Origin of the sequence: Celeribacter sp. HF31 (assembly GCF_011806455.1) — a bacterium.
Taxonomy (GTDB): domain Bacteria; phylum Pseudomonadota; class Alphaproteobacteria; order Rhodobacterales; family Rhodobacteraceae; genus Celeribacter.
Genome location: NZ_JAATOT010000001.1, coordinates 465,807 through 481,272, shown reverse-complemented (window position 1 = coordinate 481,272; position 15,466 = coordinate 465,807). Strand labels below are relative to the sequence as shown.

Sequence of the window (15,466 nt, the reverse complement as noted above, 5' to 3'; positions counted from 1 at the left end):
CCTTTATGGTCGCCGGGCCTTAACAGACAAGTGAGTCCCCATGATTGACACAGCATATGCCGCGCTTTCCAATGTTCTAGAGGGTCGGCTCACCCGATCCAAGTCCGAACTCGATCAGCATGGCCTGTCTGAGACCTGGTTCCCGCACACGCCACCCGAGGCGGTCGCCTACCCGGAAACCACCGCGGAAGTCTCCGAGATCATGAAAATTTGCCACGCCCATGGTGTGCCTGTGACGGCCTTTGGCGCCGGCACCTCTTTGGAAGGGCAGACGCTGGCGATCTGCGGCGGTCTGGTGGTGGATTTCAACCGCATGAACCGGGTGCTGCGGGTCAATGACGCCGATATGGACGCCGTGGTTCAGCCCGGCATCACCCGCGAGGCGTTGAATGTCGAGCTGCGCAGCACCGGTCTGATGTTCCCGGTCGATCCGGGCGCCAATGCCTCGCTCGGCGGTATGGCCATGACGCGAGCGTCCGGCACGACGGCGGTGCGATACGGCACGATGAAAGAGAATGTCATCGGGCTCGAAGTCGTTCTGGCCGACGGGACCATTATTCACACCGGAAGCCGGGCGCGGAAATCCTCGGCGGGCTATGATCTGACCTCGCTTTTCGTGGGCTCCGAGGGCACGCTTGGGTTGATCACCGAAATGACCGTGCGGCTCCATGGTCAGCCGGAGGCGATCTCCGCCGCCGTCTGTTCCTTTGACGACATCACCCCTGCCGTCGAGGCCGTGATCGCGACGATCCAGATGGGTCTGCCGATGGCGCGGATTGAGTTTTTGGATGCCGAAAGCGTAGAGGCCGTCAATAAATACTCCGGCGCCGATTTCCCACTGAAACCGCATCTTTTCGTCGAATTCCACGGCTCCGAGGCCACCGTCGCCGAACAGGTCGAAACCTTTGGCGAGATCGTGCATGATTTTGGCGGCTCGGATTTCCAATGGGCCGCAAAGGCCGAAGATCGCACCGCGCTCTGGACCATGCGCCACCATGCCTATTGGGCCTGTCTGGCACTGCGCCAAGGCGCGAAGGCGGTGGTCACCGACATCTGTGTGCCGATCTCGAAACTGGCCCAAGCGGTCGAAGAAACCCGCGCCGACATCGCGGCCTCTCCCCTAAAAGGGCCGATTTTGGGCCATGTCGGCGACGGCAATTTCCACGCGATCCTGTTGGTCGACCCGAATGACGCGGCGGAGATCAAAGAGGGCAAACGTCTGGCACATCTGATGGCCGAACGGGCGCTGAAACTGGGCGGGACGATTACGGGCGAGCATGGCATCGGCATGGGCAAAAAGGGGCTGATGCCGGAGGAACATGGCGCCGCATGGGGGATCATGGGCCAGATCAAAGCGGCGATGGACCCGACAAATATCCTCAATCCCGGCAAAATGGTGCCCTAAAGCGTTTTTCGTTTAATCTGAATCAGATTGAGCGAAAAACGTTGCGACACTGAATTGATCTTGCTGCGTTTTTCAAAAATTGAGTGCCTCAAGTTTTTTGAAAAACGCTTTAACCGGACGCTGAAAGAAAACGGGCGCGGAAAACTCCGCGCCCAAAACTCGCTACCCTTCACGGGCACCAGTATAAAAGAGATCTGCTACAGATTGATTAAGGCAGTTAAGCCTCTGATTTAGCCCGCCAAAAGCGACCTTGCCGCCTCTCGCGCGGCATCAGAGATCGTGTCGCCTGACAGCATCCGCGCCAATTCATCGACTCGCGCACCCGCGTCCAGCGGCGTCACCTCAGAGAGTGTCACGCCCCCCTCAACCCGTTTCGACACGCGCCAATGATGGCCGCCAAGTGCCGCCACCTGCGGGCTGTGGGTCACGACCAGCACTTGGCCTTCGTCGGAGAGCGCCTTGAGCCGTCGCCCGACCGCATCGGCGGTGGCGCCGCCGACGCCACGGTCGATCTCGTCGAAAATCATCGTCACACCGGTCTGGTCGCGGGTCAGACAGACCTTGAGCGCCAAGAGAAAGCGCGACAGCTCGCCACCGGAGGCGATCTTGCCCAGAGGCCCAGAGGGCGCGCCCGGGTTGGTGGCAACGGTGAAAGACACCTCGTCGCGACCCTCGGCGCCCGGCTCCCCTTGGGTGATTTCGGTCGCAAACACCGCGCGCTCCATTTTCAGGGGCGCCAATTCGCGGGCCATGAGCGCGTCGAGTTCTGACGCGGCTTTTTGGCGGGCCTCGGTCAGAGCTTTCGCAGCCGCGTCATAGGCGCTTTCCGCCTGTGTCACAGATTTGGCCAGCGCGGCCAGATCGCCCGCACCGCTATCAAGCGCGGCGAGTTTGCTGCGGAATTCTTCGCCCAAGACCGGCAGCTCATCGGCCAGAACATTGTGCTTGCGCGCCAAGCCTCTGATCGCAAAGAGCCGCTCTTCGAGCACTTCCAGATCATGCGGATTGAAGCGCAAGGACTCGATGCACTCTTCGACATCGGATTGCGCCTCAGCCAATTCATTGAGCGCCCGCCCAAGCGCCTCGATCGCGCTATCAAGCCGCCCATCGGCCTTTTCCGCAGCCCCTTCGAGCCACTTGAGCGCATCCGACAACATGCCCTCACCACCATCGTAGGAGAGCGCCTGATGCGCCTTGGCGACATCTGCGGCGATCTTTTCCGCCGATTGCATGAGGCGACGTTCGGCGTCCAATTTGGCCTCTTCGCCCGGCTCCGGCGCCAGCGCGTCGAACTCGCCCACGGCGTGGCGCAGGAAGTCCTCTTCCTCTTTCAACGCGGCCTGTTCGGCTTCGGCCAAAGCCAGTGCTTTGCGCGCCGCAGCCAGCGTTTTCCACGCACTCCGGGTCGTGGCCAAGAGCGACTCAACCCCGCCAAAAGTGTCGAGTAAAACGCGATGTCCGCGCGGGTTCAACAGGCCGCGATCATCATGCTGACCATGCAGCTCGACCAGAACCTCCGACAGGCGCCGCAGGACATCGCCCGAGACCCGCCGGTCATTGACCCAAGCGGTCTTGCGCCCATCCGCCGTGTTCACCCGCCGCAGGATCAGCTCGCCATCGTCGGTGTCCATGCCCAGCTCGGTCAGGACCTCTTCGGCGTCATGGCCTTTGGGCAGGTCGAACACGGCCGTCACCTCGCCCTGCGCGGCCCCCGCGCGCACCAGATCGGCACGCCCGCGCCAGCCCAGAACAAAGCCGAGACTGTCAAGAAGGATGGATTTGCCCGCGCCGGTCTCGCCGGTCAAAACGTTGAGACCCGGCTGAAACTCAAGCTCCAGCCGGTCGATGATCAACATGTCCCGGATGTCGAGACTTCTCAGCATTTTTGTGTGAGCCTCAGAGCCATTCGCCGCGGATCATCTGACGATAGATCGCGCCAAGCCAGTTGTTTTCAAAGGCCTTCGGCTCAAGCCCCTGCCCCGTGAGCAATTTGTAGCTGTCCTGATACCATTCCGACGACTGGTAGTTGTGACCGAGGATCGCACCCGCAGTCTGCGCCTCTTCGACGAAACCCAGCGCCAGATAGCTTTCGACCAGACGATGCAGCGCCTCAGCGGTGTGTTGCGTGGTCTGGAATTGCTCCACCACGACACGGAACCGATTGGCCGCGGCGGTGTAATGCTTGTGCTTCAGGTAGTAGCGCCCGATCTCCATCTCCTTGCCAGCAAGGTGATCGAAGGCCAGATCGAATTTCAGAATCGCGGAGCGCGCATACTCGGTGTCAGGATAGCGCTCGATCACGACACGGAGCGCTTGCAACGCCTGGAAGGTCAGGCCCTGGTCCCGGCCCACATCGTCGATCTGGTCGTAATAGGAGAGCGCCAGAAGGTATTGCGCATAGGCGGCATCTTCGTCGGCGGGGTAGAAATCGAGAAAGCGCTGCGCAGCAACGCGGGCGTTCTCGTAATCCTTGTCGCGGTGATAGGAGAAGGCCTGCATGATCAGCGCGCGTTTCGCCCAGTCGGAATAGGGGTAGAGGCGCTCGACCTCGCCAAAATACTGCGCGGCGTCGCCGAAATCCTTTTGCGTGATCTCATATTCCGCGCGGGCGTAGATCTCTTCTGCCGGGTAGCCTTCCAAATCGCGCGTCGGACCGTTGTCTCCACAGGCTGTCAAAAAAGCCATGGAAAATCCGAGCACTACTGCGAAATGACCTGTTTTTCGTGCCGTCATGAAAGGCCCTACCCTCACCGTTCCACACGCCCCTCCTTGGGGGCGTGCCCACACTCCTAGCACAGAAAAATCCGAGGCAAAACGCCTTTAGACGGGAAAAGTCGTCACGTGATCGTCACGTCGTAAAATGCGCTGGAATGTGGGGTTGTCCTGTTGCTCGCCCGAGCCAAAAGATGAGCCGAAAGATCAGGCGCAAAAGGCCAGATCGGCGCGGCTGACACCGGCGCCCGGCAGGCGTTTCGCGGTTTTCGCGTCCACCGTGACAAAAGCCCAGGCGCCCGGCGTGGCAAAGAGCTTGCGCAAGAGCGCATTGGTCACCGCATGGCCGGATTTCTGACCGACGTAGCGGCCCAGAATCGGCGCACCCGCAAGGTAGAGATCGCCCAGAGCATCGAGCATCTTGTGACGCACCGGCTCGTCGTCGTGGCGCAGACCGGAAGGCCCGCCGTTGACCTTGTCGTCATCAAAAACGACGGCATTCTCACCGGCCACACCCCCCAGAGCCAGACCATTGGCCTGCATCAAATCGACCTCGGCCTGACGGCAGAAAGTGCGACAGTTCGACAGTTCACGGACGAAGGCGCCATTGGCCATCACGAGATGTTTGTCCTGCACGCCGATCGCACGATCCGCGAAATCGATGTGGAATTCGATCTCCATCGCCTCAGAAGGTTCGAGACGCGCGGTGGCATTCTCGGTCTCAACTTCGACAGGTTTCAGGATTTTGAGCGCCCGCGCCGGACCGTCCTGACGCACGAGACCGACGGCCAGGATGCCATCGACGAAGGGCGCGGCAGAGCCATCGAGGATCGGCACTTCCGGGCCATCGACGGAGACGGTGACATTGGTCACGCCACAGCCCGCAAGCGCCGCCATGATATGTTCGATGGTCGACAGCTCGACGCCGTCTTCGTTGCGGATGAGCGTACACAGCTGCGAGGGCACAACGGCATCCCAACGCGCGGGAATGCGGGCGTTCGCGTCTTCGGCGAGATCTGAGCGCACAAAGACGATGCCTTGCCCCGAAGGTGCAGGCGAAAGCACAAGGCACACGGGCGTCCCGGAGTGGAGACCCACCCCGTCAAACCGGATTTCTTTTGCGACTGTGCTCTGCACTTTGTGCCTCATGTTTTACTGTTTGTGCTTTTAACTGTCTGTTCACCTCTGCCCGAATACACTCCGGGCTTGGTTGATATGGAAATAACCATTCCCCCCGCCCCAGCTCAACTCAATCTTTGTAACGGATTGAAACATCTCTCTCTGTGCGGAGGCAAAAAACCGCGCAAAGCCTTGCCGCAACGCAGCAAGCATTTGTTTTAAAATAAAAAAGACCGCCCGAAGGCGGCCTTTTAGGGTCTGTAATATCTGTGATTGTGACCTAAGGTCATGCGGACTTCAAAGCCCCAATCACAGATCTATGTCAGTTCGCCTGACGACGCAGGAAGGCCGGGATTTCGATCTTGTCGTTTTCCGGGTTCGGGTCCTGATCTTCGTCATAGGCCTGATGGACCTGCGGACGCACCTGCGGCTGGGCGCCGAAACGGGCCTGCTGCGGTTGCGGTGCGGGCGCGGTCGGAGCGGCTTGGCGCGCTTCTTCTTCACCACCGTGGCCGGTCATACGACCGATCAGGGAGTTGATGCCGAAACGGGCCGGTTTGGCTTCCCCGGCGGGCTGAGCTGTCGGTTGGGCGTAACGCGGCTGCTGTTGCTCGTGACGCACGTCAGCGCGCGGCTGTTTGGAAACGGCGGCTTGCAGACGGGCCATGGCTTCGGGCGACGGCGTGCCCGGAGCGGGCGCGCGGGGCGCGACGAAAGCGTCGGCTTGCGGTTCGTGCATGGCCGGTTGCGGCGCGGGCTGCGGACGCGGCTGATAAGCCGGCGGCGGCAGATCGTCGTCCAGCGCGCGGAAGCTCTCATCGGGCGCCTCGCGACGCGCTTCGGAGCGGGCCTGTGTCGCCTGCGGATCGAAGACATCGAGGGTCGGCTGGGCCGGCTCTTCGTAGGACGCGGCCTCGACAGCGGCAGCAGCAGCCACAGCAGCAGGAGCGGCTTGTTCAAGCTTTTCTTCCACCACATCCGGGGTTTGCAGCGGCTCGGCCAGACGGCGACGCGGCACAGGCACTTCGGCGACCACGGTGGCGTCGATGCCGGTGGCGACGACGGACACACGCATCGCGCCGTCCATGTCGTTGTCGAGCGTCGAGCCGACGATGATGTTGGCTTCCGGGTCGACCTCTTCGCGGATGCGGTTCGCAGCCTCGTCCAGTTCGAACAGCGTCAGGTCGTGCCCGCCGGTGATGTTGATCAACACGCCTTTCGCGCCTTTGAGCGAAATCTCGTCCAGAAGCGGGTTGGCGATGGCTTTCTCGGCGGCTTGCACGGCGCGATCTTCGCCGGTGGCCTCGCCGGTGCCCATCATCGCCTTGCCCATTTCGTCCATCACGGAACGCACATCGGCAAAGTCGAGGTTGATGAGACCCGGACGCACCATCAGGTCAGAGATGCCTTTGACGCCTTGGTACAGCACGTCATCGGCCATGGAGAAGGCCTCGGTAAAGGTGGTTTTCTCGTTGGCGAGGCGGAACAGGTTCTGGTTCGGGATCACGATCAGCGTGTCGACCATTTTCTGAAGCTGCTCGACGCCTTCGTCGGCCTGACGCATACGTTTTGCGCCTTCGAATTGGAACGGCTTGGTCACAACGCCGACGGTCAGAACGCCCAGCTCACGCGCGGCCTGCGCGATGATCGGGGCCGCGCCCGTGCCGGTGCCGCCGCCCATACCGGCGGTGATGAAGCACATATGCGCGCCGGCCAGTTGGTCGACGATGGCCTCGATGCTTTCCTCGGCTGCGGCGGCGCCCACGGAGGGACGTGCGCCTGCGCCCAGACCTTCGGTGACTTTGAGACCCATCTGGATGCGGGCCTGTGCCTTGGCGTGTTGCAGCGCCTGCGCGTCGGTGTTCGCCACGACGAATTCGACGCCCTCAAGCGCCTTTTCGATCATGTTGTTCACCGCGTTGCCGCCCGCGCCGCCGACGCCGAAGACCGTAATCTTGGGTTTCAACTCGTCCCGCTCGGGCATCGTCAGATTCAAAGCCATGAGTGTACCGCCTGCTTTCTCTCGTGCCGGGGCGCTTGCACATTCTGCCCAAACCGCCCGATGTCCCCGCCCCTGAATCGGGGCAAACTTTACCTATTCACGCTAAATCTTATGGGGTTTCGCACGAGTCGTCATCCCAAAAACACGGAATTGCCACAAAATATGGGGTATAATGCCGCGATTTTCGGCGGGATTTTGCGCATGGGACCAGATTTAGCGGTCTATCAGACAGACATACGGAAAGATGCGACTGCCTCGCCCTTTGAAAAAGAGGCTGAAATGCCGCAAAGCATCGCTGTCATGTCCGGGCACTGCTCATGTGCCTTATGTCTATCCGCCCCGTTTCCCGGGGCTTCTGCCTATATGTAGTGTCTATCACAGCCCCCGCACGCGCTGCAATAGGGGCTGCAACCGCTTACCAATTGTCTTTGAACCAGCGCACAGCGCGTTTCAGAGACCGCGCTGGGTAGCGTTCCGCCGGAATCTCAAAGTCCCACCATTCGTCCTGCGGATTGGCCGCGAAGAGGCACAAGCCGACGGCGGAGGCAAAGGCCGCGCCCGTGGCCGCCTGCGGCAGGCCTTGCACACGCAAGGGCCGTCCGATGCGGACATTCTGGCCGAGGATTTTCGGCGCCAGACTATCGAGCCCCGGAATTTGCGAGGCGCCCCCCGTCAGCACGATCTGCTGGCTGGGCATATGTTCAAACCCTGCGGCATCCAGACATTCGCGCACCCCTTCGAGAATCTCCTCGACGCGGGGCCGGATGATGCCGATCAACTCGGCGCGGCTCACCGTGCGACGGTCTTTCTCCCAATCGCCGCAATCGCTGCCGACCTCGATCATCTCGCGGTCGTCCATGCCGGTGGCGACAATGCCGCCGTAAAAGGTCTTGATCCGCTCGGCGGTGGCCAGCGGGATTTGCAACCCCATCGCGATGTCAGAGGTCACGTGATCGCCCCCCATGCGCACGCTGTCGGCATAGATCATGTGTTTCTTCATGAAGATCGACACATCGGTCGCACCGCCGCCCATGTCGATACAGGCCGCGCCCAACTCCTGTTCGTCTTCCACAAGGGCGGAAATGCCCGACACATACGCGCCGGAGGCCAGCCCCGCGACTTCGAGGTCACAGCGCTTGATACAATAGAGAAGGTTCTGGATCGTGGCGGTGTCCACCGTGAGCATATGCATGTCGACGGCGAGGTTCTGTCCGATCTGACCGCGCGGGTCCTTGAGGCCGGAGCGGTGATCGAGCTGAAAGTTCACCGGCTGGGCGTGCAGCACATCGCGGTGGTTGCCGTAATCCGGCACATCGGAGGAGGCGAGCACGCGGGCGACATCCTGTTCCGACACGGTGTCATATTCGACCTCGACCTGCCCCGCGATGCCATAGGAGCGCGGGTTGCCACCAGAGAAACAGGCGATGACGTGATCCACACGGGTCTGGGCCATCTTCTGCGCGGCCTGAACGGCGGTGCGGATGGCGCGTTCGGTTTCGGCCATGGCGTCGATCTCGCCGAACCGCACCCCGCGCGACCGCGTTGTGGCGGCCCCGATGACGCGGAAGGACGATTGACCGGCCAAGGCCCCCACCCCATCGCCGCCCATGAAACGTTCGCCGTCAAAGCGCAGCACCAGACAGGCGATTTTCGAGCTGCCCACATCGAGAATGGCAATCACACCGCGTTGCAGGGCGGCTTTGCGCATGTTCCGCATCGCCCGTTGGGCTTCGTACAAATCGGTCATCGATAAGACACTCCAAGTTCGACGCCCCGCAGGCGTTTCAATTCGTCTTGTGCGGCCTCGGTCAGTCGCACGGTCGGTCGGGTCGGACGGCGCATGTCAACAGCGGCCACATCACGTCCCAAAAGGTCTTTGGCCTGATCCAGCGCCACCACCTGCGCCAGCGCGCCCAGCGGCTTGACCTCCGGCAAAAGGATCACCTGATCGCGGTCCAAAACGAGGTTCCAGCGCCGCTCGCCCACCCGCACCAGCCCGCGCAGACGCGGGGTCAGGGGACCGGCGGCTTTGAGGATCGCCATGGCTTCGGGCACGGCACGATCCGCGCCCTCGCCCGCAATCAGCGGCAGGTCGGGACGATCCAGACGGCTGTCCAAGGCAGCAACGCGGTGCCCCTCGGCGTCCAGCATCTCGAGGCCCAAATCGGAGCGCCAGACCACGGCGGGGGTGCGCTCGACGATGTCCACCTGCAAGATGCCGCCCGCACGAACGTGCAGCCCGGCGCTTTCGACCGCATCCAGGCTCTCGACCTGTTCCAGCAATCCTGGCAGGTCGAGATCAAAGGAAGAGACCGGAAAATCCTGCGCCATGACTTCGCGGATGTCTTCGGACAGCTCGCCCGACGCACCGTCGATGGCCATGAGTTTGACCATGAATTCCGGGCGGTTCTGCACTTCGGCCTTGATCGCCATGACCTGGCCCATGAAGGCCTCGCGGTTGTCTTGCGGTGCGAACCACAAAGCGACACAGGCGGCCACGGCCGCGACCGGCGCGATCCGGCGGAGGAAAAAGCGAAACGACGGCGTGAGCCAAAGGCGGTTCATCCGGTAGGCCGCGCGTGAGGGTGCCGGATCGCGCGGACGCTGCGGCGCACCCTCCGTTTCGCCGCCCTGACCACGACGTGCGCGAATGGCGCGGGCCACGGCCTCGGACACGCGGGCGGAGCCGCCAAGTGTCGGACCTTTTGCAAATTCTGTGGGATCTATCGGTCGCATGAGGCGTCCTCCACCATCCATTTGCAGAACTGGCCAAACGTGATGCCGCTCTTTTGCGCCTGTTCCGGCGAGAGCGAGGTCGGCGTCATGCCCGGCTGGGTGTTGGTTTCCAACAGCACCAGACCGTCCAGCCCCTTCGCCTCATCCCAACGGAAATCCGTCCGCGACACACCGCGACAGCCAAGCGCCTGATGCGCCTTGAGCGCGTAATCCTGACAGGCTTTCGTGATCTCTTCGGGGATGTCAGCGGGGCAGACATGGCGCGAGCCGCCCTCGGCATATTTCGCCTCGTAGTCATACCAGCCGTCGGTGAGAATATCGGTGACGCAGAGCGGTTTGTCGCCCATCACAGAGCACGTCAGCTCACGCCCCGGCGCATATTGTTCGACCATCACGACCGGCGGCATTTCTTCGGCCAGACGCGGGGCGTTGGCGCCCTCATGGACCAGATAGACGCCTACGGAAGACCCTTCGTTATAAGGTTTCACCACATAGGGCGGCGCCATCACATGACCGGCCTCGACCTCAAAGCGGGACGCCAGTTTGGAGGGCACGATGGGAAGGCCCGCGGCACGGTAGACCTCTTTGGTCTTCTCCTTATCCATAGCCAAAGCAGAGGAGAGCACGCCGGAGTGGGTGTAGGGAAGGCGCATCCATTCGAGCAAGCCTTGCACACAGCCGTCTTCGCCAAAGCGGCCATGCAGCGCGTTGAACACGACATCGGGCGCGACCGTCGCCAGCTGCGCGCACAGGTCTTCGCCTGCGTCGATCTCAACCACTTCGAATCCTTCACCCCGAAGCGCCTCTGCGCATTCGCGACCGGAAGACAAAGACACCTCGCGTTCAGCAGAGGGACCGCCTTTGAGGACCGCGACTTTCGGGGACTGCCTGCTCGACATGTCCACTCGCCTCAAATTTACAGGATCGTCTTTTCGCGACCCGTGACACATTGGGTCATCTTGTGCGACCCTTTGAAAAATCGCCCCGTTTCGGGGTCTGATTTATTCCCTTTCGGGAAAACACGCCCTGCTCAGAGCGCGTAAGGCACTTATGCCTCGGAAATTTGTGCTTCGGCAAGGCCATCCGGGATCGGATCGCCAGAAAATTCGCCGATGCGCTTAATTTCCCACTGTAACGCGAGACCGGCGTTTTGAAATACTTTTTTTCGCACCGTCTCGCCCAAAAGTTCGAGATCATGCGCGGTGGCCTCACCCATGTTGATCATGAAGTTGGAATGCATCTCGCTCATCTGCGCGCCGCCGATGGAAAAGCCCCGAAGCCCCGCGTCATCAATGACTTTCCAGGCCTTGAGATCGTGCACATCGTCGGCCTTGCCCGTCGAGGAGAACCCCGCCGGGTTGCGAAACGTCGAGCCCGCACTGCGTTCCTTGGTCGGCTGGGAGGCATCGCGGCGGGCGAGCTGATCGGCCATGCGCGCCTCAAGCTCGGCAGGATCGCCGCGTTCGGCCTCAAAGGTGGCCTCGACGATCACATAGCCGTCGGGCAGGTCGGTCTGGCGGTATTGAAACTTCAAATCCTGGGCGGTGAGTGTCACCAGTTCGCCAGCGCGCGTCACGGCCTTGGCGGAGACGAAATGATCAGCCACATAGGACCCGTAGCACCCGGCATTCATCCGCACAGCGCCCCCGATGGCGCCCGGAATGGTGCGCAGGAAGGTCAGATCCAACCCGGCCTGCGCCGCCTTGCGCGCCACATGGGCGTCGAGCATGGCAACACCCGCGGTCACCCGATTGCCCTCGATCTCAATGCCATTAAACCCCCGCCCCATGCGGATCACCACGGCGCGAATGCCGCCATCGCGCACGATCAGGTTCGAGCCGACGCCCATCGGGAAGACGGCAACGGAGGGGTCGAGATCCGCAAGAAAGCTCTGCAAATCCTCAAGGTCCGCAGGCTGAAACAGCGCATCCGCCGGCCCGCCGACACGCAACCACGTGAGATCGGCCAAAGCCCGGTTCTCGGTCAGCTTGCCTCGGGGCGTGGGGTAGGTCTGGGTCATGTACGGCTCTCTTGCATCGGGTTTAGCGCGTCATAGCAGATTGGGGGATGGGGGGAAGGGTTACTTCCCCGCCAGCAATTTACTCAGCGCCGCCGTGAGCGACGGATCAATCCCACCTTCGTCTTTGATGATACCGTCAGAACTCGGCCGGAACAGTGCAGCATAGACCAAGGCGCGCTGTTCTTGGGCCTCTTTGCTGGTATCTCCTTCCTCAATCAGTCCGATATAAGTTTGGGCGAAAGCGCGGCGCTCTCGCGCGTCCAAAACCAAATGGCGCTCTGAGAGATATTGCTTCATCTGAATGCGGGTGAACCAGAGCGCGAGCGTCAAAAGCGTCAGCACGGAACCTGACAAGATCATACCACGGAAACTGAAGCCTTTGCACAGCTCGGGGTGCTTAATAAGGTCACAACCCACAGGTGATAGCGCCAAAATCAAGTTTTCACTTGGGTTCAAAAGCGTGTAACCGACCCAACCTACTGCGATCGCAATGACAAAAAGCCCTAAGACGAAACCTCCAAATGCATTGTCCCGTTGTTCTTCGTGCTCACGTTCCTTTTCAGACCACAGCTCAACTGGCGCCTTGATCCGGTTGGCGGCGTTAAACGTATCAAGAGACGCCTGAAATTTGGCCTCATATTCGGCTTGAAGCTCCTCGAAGCGTTGCTCAACTGTGGCTTCGCTTTGCGCTATTGCATTCGCAGTGTGCGCAAGTATCGTTTCAGCTGTTTTACTTGCTTTCGAGTGATTTTGATCAATGCTTTTCGCCTGATCTTTAACTTGCTCGAAATGCTCTCGGAGTGCTGCTATTTCATTAGAAAGCGCTGGAACAACTCTCTCGAGTCGTTCGACTTGCTTAAGCAGAAGTTGCGCCTCCTCACGCGCCACACTTCTTGTGTCCTGCTTCGACTGACGCGCCCCTTCAATCTTTTCAATCCGCTCTGCAATCGCTTCCGGGCCATAATCCCAGGCTTCATCTTCGATTAGGGCGACCTGCGCGTAAAGCCCCCAATCAGGCGGGTTCTTGATCGGGTCGAGCATGGCGGCGTACCAATCGAGCCAAAATCTCCATGTTTCAGGTGCATTCTTCGAGTGTGTGAGCGCTTGTTCTATATCCAGCCAAAATCTCTCAAAAGGCACCTTTCCACTCCACAGCGGAAAGGTGAAAATATCTTCTCCCTTTTCCAGGGCGGCGCAATCCATCCGTATCGACCGCCAAACAATCGCACGAGCCTCTTCGGCAGACTCGGCGACTTCGGCAGCGGCTTCAGCAGCGTAGCCGGCGGATTCAGCGGCATAGGCGGCGGTTTCGATAGCACGAACTACGGAATAGACAGCAGCTTCGGCTGAATAAGCGGAAGCATCAGCGGCGGCTTCGGTGGCATAACTGGCTGCATCCGCAAAATAAGAGGCATAGCTAGCAGAGGCTTCGATTTCAGGAGTTAGAGACACCACTGCAACCCCTGAAATCAAGACGGAGCGCAGAACATGTATAGCAGTCAAATCACGTTTGCGCGCATTCTCTGACAGGCTCCACTGCCAATAAACCGGCAACACCCGCAGCGCCGCCCGCGCAGCAACCGCAACCGCATCCTCACGAGGACGCCCCTGCAACCACGCCTCAAGCGTCTTTTCGTCCTTAATCTCAGAAATATCCAAATCCGGCCCGCCCCAATCGCATCAATCTGACACAAATCTTAACGGCTTCCCCCGCAAACCGGAACAGCGGATTTGCCCTATTCCGCCGGGCCGCGCGTCAGGGTTCGCCGCACCCAACGGCCTAAGTAAACCACAGGCCAGCGCAGGATCGACACGCCTGCGGCAAACACCACAAGCCCCACCCAAGGCCCGTTCTCATAGGTGACAAATCCCAAAAGCGGCACCCCCAGCGCGATCAGCACATAGGCTGCGGGCCAATGGTGGCGGCGCGACGGGAACATCGCGATCACATTGGCGAGCACGGCCCAGAAACAGGCCAGTGTGAGGGACAGGGTCATAGCGGCCACTTCCTATTTGATTCCCCGCACAAGACGCCTCCACAGCACCTTGAGCGGCTTTCGAAACAAAGACACGGCAGCAGCTAAACCGATCAACACCGGCCAGACCCCATAGGTCAGCCCGGTCCAGATGAGCACCACGGGCAGCACGAGCAAAAGCGCCGATCCGGGGAGAATCTGGTATCGCAAGGGTAACGGAGCAAGCGCCATGGTGGCAAGCGCCCATAATGCGAGCGCTATCAGGGGGTTGTCGACGACCTCGACAAGACCGTTCACGAGACGGCTCCGAAGGCAAAAGCGACCAGGGCCAGAAGCGCAAAGACCAGGCCAACCACGGGCACCCAAGCGGCCACGCGGAAGGGCGCTTTGGGGGCCTTGCGTTTCAGCAAGATGAGCGATCCGTTCACCAGTGTGAAGACCACGAGCAAGATGGTCGAGGTCACACCCGCCAGATCGGAAACCGGCAGCACAAGCGCCGCCCCGATCACCACCACGCCGATCAACAGGGTGGCCAGAACCGGCGTGCCAAAGCGCGGATGGGTGTGGCGGAGCACCCCAAGAGGCCCGCCGCGCTTGCCAAGGCCAAAGAGCACCCGCGCGGCCATGACGACCTGCGCCAGAACCCCGTTCAAGGCGGCGGTGACGGCAATGGCGGAGAGCACGACGACATGCCCGCCACCCGCCTCATAGACCAGCGCCAAGGGGCGCTCAGAGGCGGCGAGGTCTTCGAGCGGGACGGCGCGCACGGCGGTCACCGTGACGCCCGCGTAGAGCAGCGTGGTGATGATCAGGGAGCCGATGATGGCGATGGGCAGGCTGCGCTCGGGGTGTTTCACCTCTTCGGCCATGTTGACGATGTCCTCAAAGCCGATGAAGGCGAAAAACGCCAGCGTCGCGGCCACGCCGATGCCGGGCAGATAAGGCGCGGCGGGGGCAGTGAAATCTGGCGACACCGGCGCCTGCCAACCGGCCCAGACGACAAGCATAAGACCGATGACTTCGATCACGGTGAAAAGAGCCGCCATGGCGAGGCTTTCGAGCACGCCGACGATGGCGACACAGACCAGTATCAGGCCCAATCCGATCACGGCGAGATTGAAAGGAATGTCAACGAACGCAGTGAGATAACCCGCGCCCCCGCGCAAAACGGCGGCGGACGACAGGGTGCCACCCGCAACGATGGCAAGCCCGACGATGAGCCCCAGAGCGCGCGAGCCCGAACCCGCCTCGACATAGGCGGCCTCGCCCGCCGCTTCGGGGATGCGGGTGGACAATTCGGCGTAGGAAAGTGCTGAGGGCGCGGCAATCAGACCGGCGAGCAAAAAGGCCAAGGGCGCGTAAATTCCGGCCTGTGCCGCGACCGTGCCGACGAGGACGTAAATCCCCGCACCGACCATGACGCCCACGCCATAAGCGGTGAGCAATCCGGGGCCGATGCGGCGTTTGAGATGGTCGGACATGGCGGTCTCCAGAGA

At 61.2% G+C, this 15,466-nt stretch carries 13 protein-coding genes; 1 reads left to right on the top strand and 12 read right to left on the bottom strand.

Annotation, left to right across the window (positions count from 1 at the left end; translation table 11 throughout):
* Positions 1-40 precede the first annotated feature (40 nt).
* On the top strand, positions 41-1,405 hold the full coding sequence (locus HCZ23_RS02455; protein ID WP_167600091.1) for an FAD-binding oxidoreductase: 1,365 nt from the start codon (positions 41-43) through the stop codon (positions 1,403-1,405).
* 230 nt (positions 1,406-1,635) lie between these two features.
* Here HCZ23_RS02455 and recN read toward each other — a convergent pair whose 3' ends face one another.
* The 12 genes from recN to HCZ23_RS02395 form a co-directional block, all read right to left on the bottom strand.
* Complete coding sequence (gene recN, locus HCZ23_RS02450) at positions 1,636-3,288, bottom strand: DNA repair protein RecN (protein WP_167600090.1); 1,653 nt, start codon at positions 3,286-3,288, stop codon at positions 1,636-1,638.
* A 13-nt stretch (positions 3,289-3,301) separates the two neighbouring features.
* On the bottom strand, positions 3,302-4,138 hold the full coding sequence (locus HCZ23_RS02445) for an outer membrane protein assembly factor BamD (protein WP_167600089.1): 837 nt from the start codon (positions 4,136-4,138) through the stop codon (positions 3,302-3,304).
* A gap of 186 nt (positions 4,139-4,324) precedes the next feature.
* The gene (gene lpxC, locus HCZ23_RS02440) at positions 4,325-5,266 is read right to left on the bottom strand and encodes a UDP-3-O-acyl-N-acetylglucosamine deacetylase (RefSeq protein WP_167600088.1); all 942 of its coding nucleotides are present in this window, start codon (positions 5,264-5,266) and stop codon (positions 4,325-4,327) included.
* A 292-nt stretch (positions 5,267-5,558) separates the two neighbouring features.
* A complete protein-coding gene (gene ftsZ / locus HCZ23_RS02435) occupies positions 5,559-7,238 on the bottom strand; it encodes a cell division protein FtsZ (RefSeq protein WP_167600087.1) in 1,680 nt (559 codons plus the stop codon).
* 415 nt (positions 7,239-7,653) lie between these two features.
* Positions 7,654-8,985 carry a cell division protein FtsA gene (ftsA, locus tag HCZ23_RS02430; RefSeq protein WP_167600086.1) on the bottom strand — a complete coding sequence of 444 codons (1,332 nt, stop codon included), beginning with the start codon at positions 8,983-8,985 and terminating at the stop codon, positions 7,654-7,656.
* Positions 8,982-9,974: a cell division protein FtsQ/DivIB gene (locus HCZ23_RS02425; RefSeq protein ID WP_167600085.1), complete on the bottom strand. Its 993-nt coding sequence runs from the start codon at positions 9,972-9,974 to the stop codon at positions 8,982-8,984. Before HCZ23_RS02425 ends, ftsA begins: the two co-directional genes overlap by 4 nt.
* On the bottom strand, positions 9,962-10,873 hold the full coding sequence (locus tag HCZ23_RS02420; RefSeq protein WP_167600084.1) for a D-alanine--D-alanine ligase: 912 nt from the start codon (positions 10,871-10,873) through the stop codon (positions 9,962-9,964). The genes HCZ23_RS02425 and HCZ23_RS02420 overlap by 13 nt, the downstream gene beginning before the upstream one ends.
* Positions 10,874-11,022: 149 nt before the next feature.
* Positions 11,023-11,994, bottom strand: a complete 972-nt coding sequence (murB, locus tag HCZ23_RS02415) for a UDP-N-acetylmuramate dehydrogenase (protein ID WP_167600083.1) — start codon at positions 11,992-11,994, stop codon at positions 11,023-11,025.
* Positions 11,995-12,054: 60 nt separating this feature from the next.
* Positions 12,055-13,653 carry a DUF6161 domain-containing protein gene (locus HCZ23_RS02410; RefSeq protein ID WP_167600082.1) on the bottom strand — a complete coding sequence of 533 codons (1,599 nt, stop codon included), beginning with the start codon at positions 13,651-13,653 and terminating at the stop codon, positions 12,055-12,057.
* Between the two features lie 77 nt (positions 13,654-13,730).
* A complete protein-coding gene (locus tag HCZ23_RS02405) occupies positions 13,731-13,991 on the bottom strand; it encodes a DUF2484 family protein (RefSeq protein WP_167600081.1) in 261 nt (86 codons plus the stop codon).
* A gap of 12 nt (positions 13,992-14,003) precedes the next feature.
* Positions 14,004-14,267, bottom strand: a complete 264-nt coding sequence (locus HCZ23_RS02400; RefSeq protein ID WP_368487271.1) for a DUF2484 family protein — start codon at positions 14,265-14,267, stop codon at positions 14,004-14,006.
* On the bottom strand, positions 14,264-15,451 hold the full coding sequence (locus tag HCZ23_RS02395) for an APC family permease (RefSeq protein ID WP_167600080.1): 1,188 nt from the start codon (positions 15,449-15,451) through the stop codon (positions 14,264-14,266). The genes HCZ23_RS02400 and HCZ23_RS02395 overlap by 4 nt, the downstream gene beginning before the upstream one ends.
* Positions 15,452-15,466 lie beyond the last annotated feature (15 nt).

Coding starts and splice junctions, on each gene's coding strand:
- ftsA (WP_167600086.1), bottom strand. CDS start 8,985: ATGACCGATTTGTACGAAGCCCAACGGGCGATGCGGAACATGCGCAAA.
- HCZ23_RS02420 (WP_167600084.1), bottom strand. CDS start 10,873: ATGTCGAGCAGGCAGTCCCCGAAAGTCGCGGTCCTCAAAGGCGGTCCC.
- HCZ23_RS02405 (WP_167600081.1), bottom strand. CDS start 13,991: ATGACCCTGTCCCTCACACTGGCCTGTTTCTGGGCCGTGCTCGCCAAT.
- recN (WP_167600090.1), bottom strand. CDS start 3,288: ATGCTGAGAAGTCTCGACATCCGGGACATGTTGATCATCGACCGGCTG.
- HCZ23_RS02395 (WP_167600080.1), bottom strand. CDS start 15,451: ATGTCCGACCATCTCAAACGCCGCATCGGCCCCGGATTGCTCACCGCT.
- murB (WP_167600083.1), bottom strand. CDS start 11,994: ATGACCCAGACCTACCCCACGCCCCGAGGCAAGCTGACCGAGAACCGG.
- lpxC (WP_167600088.1), bottom strand. CDS start 5,266: ATGAGGCACAAAGTGCAGAGCACAGTCGCAAAAGAAATCCGGTTTGAC.
- ftsZ (WP_167600087.1), bottom strand. CDS start 7,238: ATGGCTTTGAATCTGACGATGCCCGAGCGGGACGAGTTGAAACCCAAG.
- HCZ23_RS02455 (WP_167600091.1), top strand. CDS start 41: ATGATTGACACAGCATATGCCGCGCTTTCCAATGTTCTAGAGGGTCGG.
- HCZ23_RS02445 (WP_167600089.1), bottom strand. CDS start 4,138: ATGACGGCACGAAAAACAGGTCATTTCGCAGTAGTGCTCGGATTTTCC.
- HCZ23_RS02425 (WP_167600085.1), bottom strand. CDS start 9,974: ATGCGACCGATAGATCCCACAGAATTTGCAAAAGGTCCGACACTTGGC.